Below are 16,060 nucleotides of genomic sequence, written 5' to 3'. Positions count from 1 at the left end.
GTCACCGGTCTCACGGCGGCCGGATTCCATCGGCAGGGGGCCGCGATCTACTCTGTTCGGCACACGCAACCAGGGGGAGCAGCAGACATGGACAGCAGCAGCACCAACACGCGCCGCATGCGGTCCGGCGCCGTCGTCCTCGGCGGGATGGGCCTGCTCGCGGCCACGCTCGTGGCCTGCGGCAGCAGCGACGAGCCCGACCGCAGGTGCGTGTCCCGCTCCACGATGGAGAAGCTGAGGGACAAGGACTGCAAGAAGGGCGGCACCGGCGCCTACTACTACGGCGGCTCCGTCGTGAACGGCAGGGCGTCCGGCGGGAGTTTCGACAAGTCCGCCGTCACCCGCGGCGGCATAGGCAAGAGCCACTCCGGCTCCAGCGGCGGCTGAGCGAACCCGAGGGAACTGCGCACTGATGAAGCGGCACACCATCGAACCCCGCCCCGACTGGCAGAAGACGGTCGAGGAGCAGGGGCTGATCTACCCCCTCACCCGCTACCCCGACGACTCCCTGCGCCCCTACTGGGACGAGAGCGCCTACTACTCCTTCTCCCTCCCCGAGGTCGAGGCGCTGGAGAACGTCGTGGAGGAGCTGCACGCCATGTGCCTGGCCGCCGCCGCGCACATCGTCGAGCACGACCGCTTCGCGGACCTCGGCATCACCGACCCGGCCCTCGCCGCGCAGGTCGCCGAGTCGTGGCGGCGGCGCGCCGAGCAGCCCTCCCTGTACGCCCGCTTCGACCTGCGCTACGACGGCGCCAGCCCGGCCAAGATGCTGGAGTACAACGCCGACACCCCCACCTCCCTGGTGGAGGCGGCCAGCCCGCAGTGGTTCTGGATGGAGGAGCGCTTCCCCGGCGCCGACCAGTGGAACTCCCTCCACGAGCGGCTCGTCGACGCCTGGCGCCGCCAGGCCGAACTGCTCCCGGCCGGGCCGGTGCACTTCGCGCACTCCGAGACCGACGAGCTCGGCGAGGACCTGATGACGGTGGCCTACCTCCAGGAGACCGCCGAGCAGGCCGGTCTGGACACCGATGCGCTGTCCGTCGAGCGGATCGGCTGGGACAGCCTCTCCGGCCGGTTCGTGGACGAGAAGCTCCGCTTCATCCGCAGCTGTTTCAAGCTGTACCCGTGGGAGTGGCTGGCCACGGACGAGTTCGGCCCGCAGGTCCTGGGCACCTACGACCACGGCGGGGGCTCCGGCACCACCTGCTGGATCGAGCCGCTGTGGAAGATGCTGCTGTCCAACAAGGCGCTCCTGGCGATCCTCTGGGAGTTGTTCCCGGAGCACCCGAACCTGCTGCCCGCCTACCTCGACGGCCCCCGTGAACTGGCGGAGCCCGGCGGCCCCGGCTACGTCGCGAAGCCGCTGCTCGGCCGGGAGGGCGCCGGCGTCACCCTCCACGAGGCGGGCGCCGCCGGCGAGCCGTTCGTGCCCGAGGAGGGGGAGCGGTACTGCTTCCAGGCCCTCGCCCCGCTGCCCGACTTCGACGGCAACCGGGTGGTGCTCGGCGCCTGGGTCGTCGAGGACGAGGCGGCGGGCCTGGGCATCCGCGAATCCGCGGGGCCGGTCACGGACGAGTACGCCCGCTTCCTGCCCCACGTCATCCTCTGACCGCCCGGGCCCGCGACCGGCCGCCGCCGCCCGGCCCGCGCTGCCCGGCCCGCGCCTGCCCGGGCGGGCGGGCGCGGGCGGGCGCGCGCGGGCGCGGATTCGGCCTAGGCGCCGAGGACCGACCGGAGCTGGTCCAGGCCCCAGTCCAGGTCCTCCTTGTCGATCACCAGCGGCGGCGCGATCCGGATCGTCGACCCGTGGGTGTCCTTCACCAGCACCCCGAGCTCCATCAGCTTCTCGGAGATCTCCCGGCCGGTACCCCGCGAGGGGTCGACGTCCACGCCCGCCCACAGCCCGCGGCCCCGCACGGCGGTCACCGCGCCCCCGCGCACCAGCAGGCCCAGCTGCCGGTGCAGGTGCTCGCCGAGCTCGGTGGCGCGCTGCTGGTACTCGCCGGTCCGGAGCATCGCGACGACCTCCAGGGCCACCGCGCAGGCGAGCGGGTTCCCGCCGAAGGTGGACCCGTGCTGGCCGGGCCGGAACACCCCCAGCACGTCCCGGTCGGCGACGACCGCCGACACCGGCACCACCCCGCCGCCCAGCGCCTTGCCGAGCAGGTACACGTCCGGGACGACCCCCTCGTGCTCGCAGGCGAAGGTCTTGCCGGTTCGCCCCAGACCCGACTGGATCTCGTCCGCGACGAACAGGACGTTCCGCTCGCGGGTGAGCTCCCGTACGCCCTGGAGGTAGCCGGCCGGCGGCACCAGCACCCCCGCCTCCCCCTGGATCGGCTCCAGCAGCACGGCCACGGTGTTCTCCGTGACGGCCGCGGCGAGGGCGGTGAGGTCCCCGTACGGCACGATCTCGAAGCCCGGCGTGTAGGGGCCGAAGTGGTCGCGGGCGTCGTGGTCGGTGGAGAAGCCCACGATCGTCGTCGTCCGGCCGTGGAAGTTGTCGGCCGCCACCACGATCTTGGCGTGCCCGTCCGGCACCCCCTTGACCTCGTACCCCCACTTGCGGGCCGTCTTCACGGCCGTCTCCACCGCCTCCGCGCCCGTGTTCATGGGCAGCACCATGTCCTTGCCGCACAGCGCGGCGAGTTCGGTACAGAACTCGGCGAAGCGGTCGTGGTGGAAGGCGCGCGAGGTGAGGGTGACCCGCTCCAGCTGCGCGCGGGCGGCGTCGATCAGCCGACGGTTGCCGTGGCCGAAATTGAGCGCCGAGTACCCGGCCAGCATGTCGAGGTACCTGCGGCCCTCCACGTCGGTCATCCACGCGCCCTCCGCGGACGCGACCACCACGGGCAGGGGATGGTAGTTGTGCGCGCTGTGCGCTTCGGCGGAGCGGATGGCATCAGCAGTTGTCGACACGGGGTCTCCGATCGTCCTTCTTGCCGGGTGGGCCGGTGACGAGAGTGGCGTCACCTTCCTATCGTCGCTCGTATGCCGGACGCAGAAACCTCTCCCGTGACACGCCCGCTATGGTGGACGGTACGCACGGCGACTGGCGTACGGGGAACCAACTCCGGGGGAGCCGTGCGCGTTCGACCGCACACAAGGCCGCTCGCCTGGGCTTCGCGGGGTACCGATCACATCGACCCCGGAGGAGCCCGCCATGTCCGCGAGCCGCCGTCCCGCCCACAGCCACCCTTCCCTGTGGGCCACCGACCCCGAGCTGGCGTCCTTCGTCGCCGCCGAGGAAGTCCTCCAGGCGCAGACCCTGCGCCTGATCCCCAGCGAGAACTACGTGTCCGCAGCCGTCCTCGAAGCCTCCGGGACGGTCCTGCAGAACAAGTACAGCGAGGGCTACCCCGGCCGCCGCTACTACGAGGGCCAGCAGAACATCGACCGCGTCGAGGCCCTGGCCGTGGAACGGGCCAAGGGGCTGTTCGGCGTGGACCACGCCAACGTGCAGCCGTACTCCGGCTCCCCGGCCAACCTCGCCGTCTACCTGGCCTTCGCGAAGCCCGGTGACACCGTCATGGGCATGGCCCTGCCGATGGGCGGCCACCTCACGCACGGGTGGGGGGTCTCCGCGACCGGCTCCTGGTTCCGCGGCGTGCAGTACGGCGTCCAGGCCGGGACCGGGCTCATCGACTACGACGCGGTGCGCGACCTCGCGCTCGCCGAACGGCCCAAGCTGATCTTCTGCGGCGGCACCGCCCTGCCCCGCACCATCGACTTCGCCGCCTTCGCCTCCATCGCCGCGGAGGCGGGATCGGTCCTGGTCGCCGACGTCGCGCACATCGCCGGCCTGATCGCGGGCGGCGCGCACCCCTCCCCGGTCGGGCACGTGGACGTGGTCTCCACCACCACCCACAAGACGCTGCGCGGCCCGCGCGGCGCGATGCTGATGTGCCGCGCGGAGCACGCGAAGGCCATCGACAAGGCGGTCTTCCCCGGCCTGCAGGGCGGCCCGCACAACCAGACCACGGCCGGCATCGCGGTGGCCCTGCACGAGGCGGCGCAGCCCTCCTTCACGGCGTACGCACACCAGGTCGTCGCCAACGCCAAGGCCCTCGCCGAAGCCCTGCTGGAGCGCGGATTCGACCTGGTCTCGGGGGGCACCGACAACCACCTGATCCTGATCGACCTGACCGGGAAGGCCGTCCCGGGCAAGACCGCCGCCAAGGCCCTGGACCGGGCGGGCATCGTCGTGAACCACAACACGGTCCCCTTCGACCCCCGCAAGCCCTTCGACCCCTCGGGCATCCGCATCGGCACCCCGTCGCTGACCTCGCGCGGCCTGACCCCGGGACACATGCCCGCGGTCGCCGAGTGGATCTCGCGGGGGGTCGACGCAGCCGCCAAGGGCGACGAGCAGGCCCTGGCCGCCGTACGCGCCGAGGTCACCGACCTGATGGCCGCCTTCCCGGCGCCGGGCCTCCCGCTGTCCTGAACCCGCGGCGGCCGGTGTCCGGAGCACGGCTGCGGACACCGGCCGGCGGCGCCCGCCCCACGGGGCGCCGCCCCGCCCGCCCCGCCCGCCCGCCGCGTAAGCGGTCGCTCGGCCGGGGCGGTATCCGGACGCCCCGCTACCGCCGGGTACCCGTGCGCGGCACGGGCCGGACCGGGGCGGCCCGCAGGGATCCGGCCAGCGGCGGGCCCGAGCCCGCCCCCGCACCTGAGAGAATGAAGCCATGGCTTCTGATCGTCCTCGCGCGCTCTCCGGCATCCAGCCCACCTCCGGTTCGTTCCACCTCGGGAACTACCTCGGAGCCATCCGCCAGTACGTCGCCCTTCAGGAGACGCACGACGCCTTCTACATGGTCGTCGACCTGCACGCGATCACCATGCCGCAGGATCCGAAGGAACTCCGCGCGAACACCCGGCTGTCCGCCGCGCAGCTCCTCGCCGCGGGCCTGGACCCCGAGCGCTGCACCCTCTTCGTCCAGAGCCACGTGCCCGAACACGCGCAGCTCGGCTGGGTCATGAACTGCATCACCGGCTTCGGCGAGGCCAGCCGCATGACGCAGTTCAAGGACAAGTCCGCCAAGGGCGGCGTCAACAACGCCACCGTCGGCCTGTTCACGTACCCGATCCTCCAGGTCGCCGACATCCTGCTCTACCAGGCGGACGCCGTCCCGGTCGGCGAGGACCAGCGCCAGCACATCGAGCTGACCCGCGACCTGGCCGAGCGCTTCAACCAGCGCTTCGGCCCCACCTTCACCCTCCCCGCCGCGCACATCGTCAAGGAGGTCGCCAAGATCTACGACCTCCAGGACCCGGCGATCAAGATGTCGAAGTCGGCGTCCTCGCCCAAGGGCCTGATCAACCTCCTCGACGAGCCCAAGGCCACCGAGAAGAAGATCAAGAGCGCGGTCACCGACACCGAGGCCGAGGTCCGCTTCGACCCGGCCGCCAAGCCCGGCGTCAGCAACCTGCTGACGATCTACTCCACCCTCACCGGCCAGACCGTCCCCGCCCTGGAGGCGCAGTACGAGGGCAAGGGCTACGGCGCGCTCAAGACCGACCTCGCCGGCGTGATGGTCGACTTCGTCACACCGTTCAAGCAGCGCACCCAGGAGTACCTCGACGACCCCGAGACCCTGGACTCCCTGCTCGCCAAGGGCGCGGAGAAGGCCCGCGCGGTCGCCGCCGAGACCCTCGCGCAGACGTACGACCGGCTCGGGTTCCTGCCCGCCAAGCACTGAGGACACAAGGACCCTGGCGGGACCGGGGGTGCTGGCGCCACACTGGGCGGCAGCACCCAAGCAGACAAGCGGAGGAGAGATTCGTGGGGACCGTAACGCTCGGCGTTTCGATCGCGGTCCCGGAGCCGTACGGCAGCCAGCTCCAGGAGCTGCGCGCGGGCTTCGGGGACGCAGCCGCGCACGGCATCCCCACGCACGTCACCCTCGTACCGCCCACCGAGGTGAACGCGGAGCGGCTCCCGCTGATCGGGGCGCACCTCGCCGAGGTCGCGGCCCGGTTCCGCCCCTTCCGGATGCGGCTCGCCGGGACGGGCACCTTCCGCCCCCTCTCGCCGGTGGTCTTCGTCCAGGTCGTCGAGGGCGCCCCGGGCTGCACCCGGCTGCAGAGCCGGGTCCGGGACGCCGAGGGCCCGCTCGACCGCGAGCTGGCCTTCCCGTACCACCCCCACGTCACCGTCGCCCACGGGATCTCCGAGGAGGCGATGGACCTGGCCTACGCGACCCTCGCCGACTACGCCGCCGAGTGGCTCTGCGAAGGCTTCGCGCTCTACGAGCAGGGCCCCGACGGGGTGTGGCGCAAACTGCGCGAGTACCCCTTCGGAACCGGTCCGACCGGTGTCCCGCCGCAGACCGGCTCGGCCGCCGACGCCCCGGCCGGGGCGACCGCACGGCCCTCCTGACGCAGCGGCCGCAGGGCCCGGCGGGTCCGGAACCTGAGGCCTCGCAGGACCAGGGCGTGGAACGGGCGGCCCAGCGGGTCCGCTTCGCGAAAAGTCACAATCGACGACCGTAGTCCCCGAATCCGACAATCCCGGCTATTTCCGGCCGCTCAATTACGGTGACGCCATGGACTGGCTGACGAAGATTCCGGTGATCGGGCCGCTGGCGGGCCGGGCCATGAAAACGCATGCCTGGCGCTCCTGCGAACGCCTCGACCGCGTGCACTGGACCCGGCTCGCCGCGGCCATCACCTTCATCAGCTTCCTCGCCCTCTTCCCGCTGATCACGGTCGCCGCCGCCGTCGGCGCGGCCCTGCTCAGCCAGGACCAGCTCGACCGGCTCCAGGAGAACCTCGCCGAACAGGTCCCCGGGATCTCCGACCAGCTCAACCTCGAAGCCCTCGTCGCCAACGCGGGCACGGTCACCCTCGTCGCCGGCGCGCTGCTGCTCTTCACCGGCATCGGCTGGGTCGGCTCCATGCGGGACTGCCTGCGCGCCGTCTGGGACAAGGACGACGAGGACCAGGGCAACCCGATCGTCCGCAAGGGCAAGGACGGCCTCGTCCTGCTCGGCCTCGGCGGCGTGGGACTGGCCTCGGCCGCCGCCTCGATCTTCGGGTCCAGCGCGGTCGGGAAGACCGCCGAATGGCTGGGCATCCCGCGCGAGGGGGCGGGAGGGGCCCTGCTGCGCACCGGAGCCTTCCTCGTCGGTGTCCTGGCCGCCTTCCTGCTGCTGTTGTACGTACTGACCCTGCTGCCCGGCGTGGAGCCGCCGCGCGGCCGCCTGATCCAGGCGGCCCTGATCGGCGCGGCCGGCTTCGAACTGCTGAAACTGCTGCTCAGCGGCTACATGCGGGAGGTCGCCGCCAAGAGCATGTACGGGGCCTTCGGCGTGCCGATCGCCCTGCTGCTCTGGATCAACTTCACCGCGAAGCTGCTGCTGTTCGTGGCGTCCTGGACGGCGACGCGCACGAACGGGGACGGCGACACCGAGGCCGAGGCCGACGCCGAGGCCGACGGCGGCGGCGACACCGAGGGCGACGCGGACACCGACCGCGACGGCGACACCGGCGGGGGCCCGGACCGGGGCAAGGACCCGGACCCGGGCACGGACCTGGGCAAGGACCTGGACCGGGACCCGGACGCGACCCGGGACTCGGACGCGACCCGGGACCCGGAGGCGACCCGGGACCCGGACGGGCGTCCCGCCGGGACCGGCCCGGGCGGCGGGCCGGACTCCGCGCCGGACTCCGCGCCGGGCCGCACCGCACGGCCTGGCACCGTCTAGTGCCGTGACCGGCACACCTTCCCCGTCACCGCACTAGACCAGCTCTTCGTCCCGGTTCCGCCGGCCGCGCGGCCGGCGCCGGCTGACCACGAAGGCCCCGCCCGCGAGGGCGGCCAGCGCCCCGCCCGCCACACCGAGCGCGGTACCCGCCCCGCTGCCGCCGGCGCCGCCGCCCTCCGACGAGGCACTGTTCTCGTGGGACTCGGCCGGGGAACCGTGGGACTTGGTGTCCGCGCCCTTCGGCGGCACCAGCTCGCCCACCGGCTTCACCTTGCCGGCCGCGGCGAAGCCCCAGTCGAAGAGCGCCGCCGTCTCCTCGTACACCGAGTTGACCCCGCCCTCGTCCGGGTTCATCACCGTGACCAGCAACTTCCTGGCGCCCTGCTGGGCCGCGCCGGTGAAGGTGGAGCCGGCCATCGTGGTGTTGCCGTTCTTCACCCCCGCGATGCCCTTGTAGGGGGAGATGCCGCCCGCGCCCGTCATCAGCCGGTTGGTGTTCTGGATCTCGAAGAAGTCCCGCGCCCTGCCCTCCAGCTGCAGACCGGGGAACTTCGCCTCGACCGTCCCGCAGTACTCCCGGAAGTCCTGCTTCTGCAGACCCGAGCGGGCGATCAGGGTCAGGTCGTACGCGCTGGAGACCTGCTCCGGGGAGTCGTACCCGTCGGGGGAGACCACATGGGTGTCCAGGGCCTGGAGCTCCTCGGCGTGCGCCTGCATGTCCCGGACGGTCTTGTCGATGCCGCCGTTCATGGCCGACAGCACGTGCACCGCGTCGTTGCCCGACCTCAGGAACACCCCGAGCCACAGGTCGTGGACGCTGTACTCGTGGTCCTCCTTGACCCCGACCAGGCTGCTGCCCGGGCCGACGCCCTCCATGTCCTCGTCGGTGACCTTGTGGACCTGGTCCTTGGGGAGGGTCGGCAGCACGGTGTCCGCGAAGAGCATCTTCATCGTGGAGGCCGGCGGCAGCCGCCAGTGCGCATTGTGCGCGGCCAGCACTTCACCGGAGTCGGCGTCCGCCACGATCCAGGACCGTCCCGAGAGGTTCGCCGGCAGCGCGGGCGCACCCGGCAGCAGGTTCACCTGCGTACCCGGCTGCCCGAGCAGGGATCCGCCGACGGTGGACATCGAGGCGGGCGGTGCGGGAGCCGCCGGGGCCCTCTTCGGCAGCCGGCTCTTGCCGTCCGCCGGGGGCGCCGGCCGCACGGGAGCCCCCGGAGCGGCGTGAGCGGGCGCCGTGAGCATGGCGGGGACCAGCAGCGCGGCGGAAAGGACCGTCAGCGCGGTCTTCTTTGCAGACACGCAGGTGAAAGTACCTCCCGATGAGCTGGATACCGGCGCGGACCGGCCAAGTCGCCGCAACCACTGCCGGGACAGCCCACCCCGGCGCGTCCACACCGGGGAGGAATCCGATACTGAGGGCATGAGACTCAGCCGTGCCGCTTCCTGGTTCCTGCTCGCCTTCGGCGTGTGGAGCTGGTTCATCTGGGTGTCTTTCGTCCGGAACCTGTGGAAGAACGGCAGCGGCCTCGCGTTCGATGCGGCGGGTGACCCGACGTCCTACTTCTGGGTGCACCTGACACTCGCGGTGTCCTCCTTCCTCCTGGGGACGGCCGTCGGGGTGATCGGGTGGCGCGGGGTACGGGCCCTGCGGCGCGCGCCCGGCGCGGGCTCGGGGACGGGCTCGGGTTCGGGGACGGGCTCGGGTTCGGGCGCGAACCCGGGCTCGGGATCGAACACGGAGGCCGGGGCATGAAGACGGTCCTCTTCGTCCTGATCGCGCTGGCGGTCCTCGCCCTGCTGGTCCTCGTGCACCGCTGGCTCTGGGTCCGCCTGGTCCGGGACACCACCGCTCCCGGCGGCACACCCCGGCGCATCGGCACGGCCTTGGCCCTCACCCTGCCCCTCCTTTCTGTGGCCGCCCTGACCACGGGCCGCGCCGGGGCCCCGTTCTGGCTCCAGCAGACGGTGGCCTGGCCGGGGTTCCTCTGGCTGGCGGTGCTCCTCTACCTGACCCTGACGATGCTGGTGGCGGAGCCGATCCGCGCGCTGTTGCTCCGCCGTCTGGCCCACCGGGCCCCCTCCGAAGGTGTCCGCGAGACCCGACCCGCCGCCGTCCCGGCCGTCCCGGCCGGCGCGCCGCAGCCCGGCCCCGGGGAACCGGCTCCGGCCCCCGCCCCCGAGCCCGCCAACCCCGGCGCGGACGCCCCCGCCGACCCGGAGCCGGCCGGGCTGACCCGCCGCAGGTTCGTCGCACGCACCGTCGGCGGAGCAGCCGCGGCCGTCGCCGTGGCGACCGTGGGGAACGGGGCGTACGGGGTCCTGCGCGGCCCGAGCGTCAAACGGGTCCAGGTGCCCCTCGCCAAGCTGCCGCGCGCCGCGCACGGGTTCCGGATCGCCGTCGTCAGCGACGTCCACCTCGGCCCGATCCTCGGCCGCGCCCACACCCGGCGCATCGTGGACGCCGTCAACCGCACCCAGCCCGACCTCATCGCGGTCGTCGGCGACCTGGTCGACGGCACCGTCCACGACCTCGGGCCCGCCGCCGAACCACTGCGCGACCTCAGCGCCCGCCACGGCGCGTACTTCGTCACCGGCAACCACGAATACTTCTCCGGGGCGCAGCCCTGGATCGACCACGTGCGCGAGCTCGGCCTGACCCCGCTGGAGAACGCCCGGCGCGCGCTGCCGCACTTCGACCTCGCCGGGGTGAACGACGTCGCGGGCGAGGCCGAAGGGCAGGGGCCCGACTTCGCGGCGGCCCTCGGCGACCGGGACCGCACCCGCGCCGCGGTGCTCCTCGCCCACCAGCCGGTCGTCATCCACGACGCGGTCCGGCACGGCGTCGACCTCCAGCTCTCCGGGCACACCCACGGAGGTCAGCTCTGGCCGGGCAACCACCTCGCCGAACTCGCCAATCCGACGGTCGCGGGCCTGGAGCGGTACGGGGACACCCAGCTCTACGTGTCCCGGGGCGCCGGAGCGTGGGGGCCCCCGGTCCGGGTCGGTGCGCCCTCCGACATCACCGTCGTGGAACTCGCCTCATATCAGGCGTGACGCGGAGCAAACGACCCTCTGCGGCCGTGCAAGAACTCTTCCGGTGGCCGAAATTCCGTGATGGGATGACCGGTAATCGGACAGCGCACCGCTGTCATCGGTACAGGGGTGGGGTTCAGGGATGCGGTCTGTCCGCTCGAAGATCATCGCGGCCGGGCTGGTCCTCAGCCTGGCCGGAGTGGCCGCCTGGCAGCTTCTGCCCGAAGACGGCAACGGCAGCGGCGCCATCCGGGTCGGCACCAGCGACGTCGTGTCCTCCCTCGACCCGGCCGGCGCGTACGACGCCGGCTCCTGGGCCCTGTTCAGCAACGTCTACCAGTCCCTGCTGACCATCAAGCCCGGCTCCGACACCCCGGTCCCCGACGCGGCCTCCGAATGCCACTTCGTCGGCCAGAAGCTCACCACCTACCAGTGCGAGCTGCGCCCCGACCTGAAGTTCTCCAACGGCCGCGCGATCACCGCCGAGGACGTCAAGCACTCCTTCGACCGGATCAAGGCGATCAACTCCGAGCAGGGACCGGCGCCCCTCTTCAACACCCTGGACTCGGTCAAGGCCGACGGCCGCACGGTCACCTTCAACCTCTCCGCCCCCGACGCCACCTTCCCCTTCAAGATCGCCACGGGCGCCGCCTCGATCGTCGACCCGGAGAAGTACCCGGCCAAGGCCCTGCGCGAGGACGGCCGGGTCGACGGCTCCGGCCCGTACGCACTCGCCGCCTACAAGCAGGGCGCGAGCGCGGAACTCAAGCCCAACAACGGCTACAAGGGCCAGGGCAGGCCCGCCCACGTACCGGTCACCGTCAAGTACTACAAGGACTCGGCGCAGCTCAACCAGGCCTGGAAGGACCACGCAGTCGAGGTCGCCCACCGCGACATGCCCCCGGAGGTGCTCGCCGCCCTCAACCCCGGCCTCAAGGACACCCGCTACCAGGCCTCCGGCGGCACCGAGACCCGCTCCGTGGTCTTCAACGTCCGGCCCGGGTCCACCACCGCCGCCCCCGCCGTCCGGCAGGCCGTCGCCGCCGTCCTCGACCGGTCCAAGGTGGCGACCGGCGTCTACAAGGGCACGGTCACCCCGCTCTACTCCCTCGTCCCGGCCGGCATCGCCGCCCACGGCACGCCGTTCTTCGACACCTACCCGGCGCCCAACGGCGCCACCGCGAAGAAGCTCCTCAAGGACGCCGGGATCACCACCCCCGTCGCCGTGAACCTCGGCGTCAACACCCGCGGTGCGAACCTCGCCGAAGCCGAGGAAATCAAGCGGCAGCTGGAGTCCACCGGGCTCTTCCAGCTGACGGTCAAACCGGTGGAGGAGTGGAGCGACTTCCAGAAGGCCTACGCGGCCGGGGAGTTCGACGCCTACACCATCGGCTGGATCGCCGACTTCCCCGACGCGGACAACTTCCTCGCCCCGCTCGTCGGAGCCGACTCCTCCATGAACAACGGCTTCTCCGACAAGAACATCGACGCCCTGATCGCCCGTACCCAGTCCCACTCGGACCGGGGAGAGGCCGCCGCCGACTTCCGCGAACTGCAGAAACTGGTCACCCAGCAGGCCCCGATGGTGCCGATCTGGCAGAAGAAGGACTACGTGATGTCCCGCGAGGCCGTCGCCGGAGCCCAGTACCTCTCCGACGGCACCGGCGTCTGGCGCCTGTGGGAACTCAACTGGCTCTAGGACCGCCGGGCCGTCCGGCCGCTGACCGCTTGGCCGCCGGGCCTATCAGCGGGCGTCGTCGCCGTTGCCCTTGCCGTTGCCGTTGCCGTCGCCGTGGCCGTGGCCGTGGCCGTCGCCGTCCTGGTCCTCGTCCTCGGACGGGGCCGAGGCCTTCTTGCGCGACACGGCCGTCTGCGCCATCCCCGGCAGGAAGTCCGCGAACAACTCGTGGACTTCCCGCACCAGCGGCCGCAGCACCCGGAACCGGGCCAGGACGATGCCCCGCGTCGTCAGCTGCGCGCCGCGCTCGGCGAGCCGCCGGGTCTTCTCACTGTCCGGCGAACGGTCGAAGACCCAGTAGAGGACCAGGCCCATCTGCGAAAGCCACATCAGCTCCGGCAGTACGTCGGCCAGTTCGGCCGGCACCTTGGTCTTCGCCCCCGCCAGCACCTCGCGGTGCATGTCGATCGCCGCTTTGCGGGCGGGCTCCGACTCCGGGGAGAAGGGACTGAGCGGACTCTCCGGATCGGCGGCGTTCTTGAAGAACTGCGAGGCGAACTCGTGGTACGGGGCCGCGATGTCCAACCAGCTCGTCAGCACGCCCGCGAGCCGCTTCTGCAGATCGGTCTCACTGTCCAGGATGGGCCGCACCGCCGTTTGGTGCGCACTGCCGATCCGGTCGTAGAACCCCTGGACCAGGTGTTCCTTGGAGGCGTAGTAGTAATAGGCGTTGCCGACCGAGACGCCGGCCTCCTTCGCGATCGCCCGCATCGTCGTCTTGTCGAAACCGCGCTCCTGGAACAACCGGAGCGCGGTCTCGAGAATGAGCGTGCGGGTCTGCTCGCTCTTGGGAGCCTTCTGATCAGTCACGGTGGATGAGCCTATCGGGGGGCGGGGCAAAGGTCGTCACAGGCCTTTTCCCCGACGCCGTCCGTCCGTACCGCCTGCCGCCACTTGGAAGCCGTGTACATGGCAGCCCGGGCGAAGGGGCGGCCGGCCGCACTGGCCAGCCAGACCGCCCTGGCCCGGTGCTCGGTCAGGGCCCACAGGCACATGATGAAGGCGTCCGTCCCCGTCCACACGTACCCCGCGTCCGAGACCACGGTGATCTCCCGCAGCGTCGAAGCGTGGTCGAGGCGCGGGAACCGCCGCCGCGCCTCGACGGACGCGGCGGGGACCAGGGCGATCGGGGTCGTCTGGTGCTGGACGTTGAGCCAGTGCCTGATGTGCACGCAGAGCGGGCAGTTGGCGTCGTACAGCACCGTCAGTGAGCGGACCGCCTGCGCAGCCACGGGGGCCACCGGTCAGGCCCCGACCGGTGCGGTCCACCCCTGCGGGGCGGCCGGGGGAGTCTGCTGCCGCTCCATGATGCCGCGGCGGCGCATCTTGTTCAGCACCCACACGTTGCCGAGGTGCATGAAGCCGAGGACGAGCAGGACGACGCCCAGCTTGACCGAGAGCGCCTCGAAGAGGTCGCGGGCCTGCAGGATGTCCTCGCCCGAGCGCAGGTAGAGCGTCACGAAGCCGATGTTGACGAGGTAGAAGCCGACCACCAGGAGCTGGTTGACGGCGTCGGCGAGCTTCTCGTTCCCCTGGAGGACGTCCCCGATGAAGACGCGCCCGTTGCGGCTGAGCGTCCGGGCCACCCACACGGTGAGCGCGATGCTGATGAGCAGGTAGATGACGTACGCAACCACGGTGAGGTCCATGGCCCTCAGCCCCCTTGAACGTGTTCAACTTGCTGGCAGAACTGACTGTAGCCCTCTTTTTGAACAAGTTCAATCAAGGGGGTGGTGGGGTGGGTTGGCCGCGGCGCGGGCGGGGAGCGGTGGGGCCGCCCGCGGGGCGGGGGCGCTGGAGGCGGGGCGGGGGCTTCGGGGGGTTGGGGGCGGCGGGACGGTGTCGGTGGGTGGGGCGGGGGCTTCGGGGGGCTGTGTGGTGCCTGGGCGGTATCAGGGAAGGGTGGGGGTTTCCCGTCAGTCCCAGGGTCCTTCCGGGTCGGGCCGTCCCCTCAAGGGCGCTCCTTCGTCGCGTCGCTGCGCGATGGCCTTCGGCCACCCTTGACCGGCCGTCCCGCCCCGGAAAGACAAGGACTGTCGGGAACCCCCCAAAAGGACGCTCACCGGGGACCGGTCAACATTCGGGCCGGCCAGCGATGGGCGGGAGGTCGGGGGACGCATCAGACCATGACCCCTGCGGCTCGGCATAGCGTCTGCGCCCCGTCTGTGGCCGTACATAGGCACGCAAGCTCCCCGCTGCCCCCTGTTACTCGGCTTAGCGGCCGCCGGTCGCCTGTGGCTGGACATAAGCGGCCTACGGTCCGGTGCCCTCCGGCGCCCGGTTTGGCGTCCGCCGGTCGTCTGCGGCTGGGCATAGACCGCCCACCGCCCACTGCCCTCCGGCGCCCGGCTTGGCGACTGCCGGTCGCCTGGGGCTGGACATAAGCGGCCTACGGTCCGGTGCCCTCCGGCGCCCGGTAGCGACTGCCTGCCGCCTGGGGCTGGGCATAGGCCGCAGGCTGCCCGCTGCCCTCTGCTGCGCGGCTTGGCGGCTGCCACCTCGTCCGTGGCCGAGGTGCGGGCCGCCGTAGGCGGGGTGTGGGGTCCCCGTCGCGGGCGTCTGCGAGCGGTTCGTGAGCGGGCACGGGCCGTTCGCGGCCCAGGGGAGCCACCTCCCCCTGTTTGTCCCTTTTGGGTGCCGGTCTGGGCGTGGATGGCGTCTCGCCGGAGTGTGACAGCGAGCGAAGTGGCTTCTGACTCCGTCAGAGCGCCCGCTGCTCTCAACGTGGCTTTATGGGCCCCTAATTGAGCCCCCAGGCGCCTTCGCGCAACGGTCGATGGCTGTTCACGGCCCCTATGGGCGCCGGAGGTGGCTTGTTCACCTTCCACATCGATTCGCTCGCCGCCCGCCCGCTCGCCAGCTGCTCGCCGCAACGACCCGCGAAGGATTAGCGGCCTGCGCCCACCGGAGTCGACTCGCAGTCGCCAAGCCGGGCGCCGGAGGGCACCGGACGGTGGGCGGCCTATGCCCAGCCACCGGCGACCGGCGGCCGCCGAGCCGAGTGGTAGGGGGCAGCGGAGAGCCTGCGGCTTCCGCCCAGCCACCGGTGACCGGCGGCCGCCAAGCCGAGTGGCAGGGGGCAGCGGAGAGCCTGCGGCCTGCGCCCACCCGAGTCGACGCGCAGTCGCCAAGCCGGGCGCCGGAGGGCACCGGACGGTGGGCGGCCTATGCCCAGCCACCGGCGACCGGCGGCCGCCAAGCTGAGTGGCAGAGGGCAGCGGGGAGACTGCGGTTTATGCCCAACCCCAGGCGACCGGCAGTCGCCAAGCCGGGCGCCGGAGGGCAGTGGACGGTGGGCGGCTTAGAACTCCTAACAAAATGGGCTGGGCGTGTCCTCTGACTGGGTGACGCCGTTGGGTGTGCGTGGGCAAGCGCGATCCTCAGCCGTGGGTGGTGGACGACGAGTTATGGGCTCGCATCAGGCCTCTGCTGCCGGTGCGGCATCGTCGGCATCGGTATCCGGGCCGGAAGGCTCTGGATGATCGTCAGGTGCTGTGCGGGATTCTGTTCGTCCTCTACACCGGGATCCGGTGGGAGTGGCTGCCGGCCGAGCTGGGCTTCGGGTCGGGCATGA

The 16,060-nt window shown here is 71.8% G+C and carries 13 protein-coding genes, 2 pseudogenes and 1 riboswitch; of the genes and pseudogenes, 10 read left to right on the top strand and 5 right to left on the bottom strand.

Annotated features, from left to right (window positions below):
• Window positions 1–87: 87 nt before the first annotated feature.
• Together ACLJTM_RS00075 and ACLJTM_RS00070 are read left to right on the top strand one after the other, a co-directional pair.
• The gene (locus ACLJTM_RS00075; RefSeq protein WP_411101271.1) at window positions 88–387 is read left to right on the top strand and encodes a hypothetical protein; all 300 of its coding nucleotides are present in this window, start codon (window positions 88–90) and stop codon (window positions 385–387) included.
• Window positions 388–412: 25 nt separating this feature from the next.
• Window positions 413–1,612 carry a glutathionylspermidine synthase family protein gene (locus ACLJTM_RS00070; RefSeq protein WP_411101270.1) on the top strand — a complete coding sequence of 400 codons (1,200 nt, stop codon included), beginning with the start codon at window positions 413–415 and terminating at the stop codon, window positions 1,610–1,612.
• 104 nt (window positions 1,613–1,716) lie between these two features.
• Here ACLJTM_RS00070 and rocD read toward each other — a convergent pair whose 3' ends face one another.
• Complete coding sequence (gene rocD, locus ACLJTM_RS00065) at window positions 1,717–2,922, bottom strand: ornithine--oxo-acid transaminase (protein ID WP_411101269.1); 1,206 nt, start codon at window positions 2,920–2,922, stop codon at window positions 1,717–1,719.
• Window positions 2,923–3,041: 119 nt separating this feature from the next.
• A riboswitch (ZMP/ZTP riboswitch) is annotated at window positions 3,042–3,132 on the top strand.
• Window positions 3,133–3,166: 34 nt separating this feature from the next.
• On the opposite strand from rocD, the gene glyA reads away from it, so the two are divergent.
• The 4 genes and pseudogenes from glyA to ACLJTM_RS00045 all read left to right on the top strand — a co-directional run.
• Window positions 3,167–4,450 carry a serine hydroxymethyltransferase gene (glyA, locus tag ACLJTM_RS00060; RefSeq protein WP_411101268.1) on the top strand — a complete coding sequence of 428 codons (1,284 nt, stop codon included), beginning with the start codon at window positions 3,167–3,169 and terminating at the stop codon, window positions 4,448–4,450.
• Between the two features lie 241 nt (window positions 4,451–4,691).
• A complete protein-coding gene (gene trpS, locus ACLJTM_RS00055) occupies window positions 4,692–5,705 on the top strand; it encodes a tryptophan--tRNA ligase (protein ID WP_411101267.1) in 1,014 nt (337 codons plus the stop codon).
• An 83-nt stretch (window positions 5,706–5,788) separates the two neighbouring features.
• On the top strand, window positions 5,789–6,385 hold the full coding sequence (locus ACLJTM_RS00050) for a 2'-5' RNA ligase family protein (RefSeq protein WP_411101266.1): 597 nt from the start codon (window positions 5,789–5,791) through the stop codon (window positions 6,383–6,385).
• Between the two features lie 166 nt (window positions 6,386–6,551).
• A pseudogene (locus tag ACLJTM_RS00045) lies at window positions 6,552–7,469 on the top strand (YihY/virulence factor BrkB family protein); the annotation flags it as partial.
• Window positions 7,470–7,745: 276 nt separating this feature from the next.
• On the opposite strand, the gene ACLJTM_RS00040 reads toward ACLJTM_RS00045, so the two are convergent.
• The gene (locus tag ACLJTM_RS00040; RefSeq protein ID WP_411101265.1) at window positions 7,746–9,014 is read right to left on the bottom strand and encodes a D-alanyl-D-alanine carboxypeptidase family protein; all 1,269 of its coding nucleotides are present in this window, start codon (window positions 9,012–9,014) and stop codon (window positions 7,746–7,748) included.
• Between the two features lie 121 nt (window positions 9,015–9,135).
• Between ACLJTM_RS00040 and ACLJTM_RS00035 the strand changes: the two are divergent.
• The 3 genes and pseudogenes from ACLJTM_RS00035 to ACLJTM_RS00025 form a co-directional block, all read left to right on the top strand.
• Window positions 9,136–9,366, top strand: a pseudogene (locus ACLJTM_RS00035) (SCO4848 family membrane protein); the annotation flags it as partial.
• A 98-nt stretch (window positions 9,367–9,464) separates the two neighbouring features.
• Complete coding sequence (locus ACLJTM_RS00030; RefSeq protein ID WP_411101264.1) at window positions 9,465–10,769, top strand: metallophosphoesterase; 1,305 nt, start codon at window positions 9,465–9,467, stop codon at window positions 10,767–10,769.
• Between the two features lie 121 nt (window positions 10,770–10,890).
• A complete protein-coding gene (locus ACLJTM_RS00025) occupies window positions 10,891–12,447 on the top strand; it encodes an ABC transporter substrate-binding protein (RefSeq protein WP_411101263.1) in 1,557 nt (518 codons plus the stop codon).
• A gap of 45 nt (window positions 12,448–12,492) precedes the next feature.
• On the opposite strand, the gene ACLJTM_RS00020 is transcribed toward ACLJTM_RS00025, so the two are convergent.
• From ACLJTM_RS00020 to ACLJTM_RS00010, 3 genes are read right to left on the bottom strand one after another with little or no spacing between them, the layout of a single operon-like run.
• Window positions 12,493–13,296, bottom strand: coding sequence for a TetR family transcriptional regulator (locus tag ACLJTM_RS00020; protein WP_411101262.1), 804 nt, complete (start codon window positions 13,294–13,296; stop codon window positions 12,493–12,495).
• Window positions 13,297–13,307: 11 nt separating this feature from the next.
• A complete protein-coding gene (locus ACLJTM_RS00015) occupies window positions 13,308–13,727 on the bottom strand; it encodes a thiol-disulfide oxidoreductase DCC family protein (RefSeq protein WP_411101261.1) in 420 nt (139 codons plus the stop codon).
• Between the two features lie 3 nt (window positions 13,728–13,730).
• The gene (locus tag ACLJTM_RS00010; protein ID WP_411101260.1) at window positions 13,731–14,135 is read right to left on the bottom strand and encodes a hypothetical protein; all 405 of its coding nucleotides are present in this window, start codon (window positions 14,133–14,135) and stop codon (window positions 13,731–13,733) included.
• Window positions 14,136–15,849: 1,714 nt separating this feature from the next.
• Here ACLJTM_RS00010 and ACLJTM_RS00005 point away from each other — a divergent pair.
• Window positions 15,850–16,060: transposase (locus tag ACLJTM_RS00005; RefSeq protein ID WP_411101259.1), on the top strand; the 211-nt coding region annotated here is incomplete at its 3' end.

The sequence above is a fragment of the Streptomyces sp. cmx-4-9 genome (assembly GCF_046548835.1).
In the GTDB taxonomy this organism is placed as follows: Bacteria; Actinomycetota; Actinomycetes; order Streptomycetales; family Streptomycetaceae; genus Streptomyces.
The sequence above is the reverse complement of the archived record's forward strand: the minus strand, read 5'-3'. Positions and strand labels throughout refer to the sequence as shown.

Bases quoted from the DNA above. Each gene is read 5' to 3' on its own strand.
- ACLJTM_RS00010 (WP_411101260.1), bottom strand. From the start codon at position 14,135: ATGGACCTCACCGTGGTTGCGTACGTCATCTACCTGCTCATCAGCATC.
- ACLJTM_RS00070 (WP_411101270.1), top strand. From the start codon at position 413: ATGAAGCGGCACACCATCGAACCCCGCCCCGACTGGCAGAAGACGGTC.
- trpS (WP_411101267.1), top strand. From the start codon at position 4,692: ATGGCTTCTGATCGTCCTCGCGCGCTCTCCGGCATCCAGCCCACCTCC.
- ACLJTM_RS00075 (WP_411101271.1), top strand. From the start codon at position 88: ATGGACAGCAGCAGCACCAACACGCGCCGCATGCGGTCCGGCGCCGTC.
- glyA (WP_411101268.1), top strand. From the start codon at position 3,167: ATGTCCGCGAGCCGCCGTCCCGCCCACAGCCACCCTTCCCTGTGGGCC.
- ACLJTM_RS00025 (WP_411101263.1), top strand. From the start codon at position 10,891: ATGCGGTCTGTCCGCTCGAAGATCATCGCGGCCGGGCTGGTCCTCAGC.
- ACLJTM_RS00030 (WP_411101264.1), top strand. From the start codon at position 9,465: ATGAAGACGGTCCTCTTCGTCCTGATCGCGCTGGCGGTCCTCGCCCTG.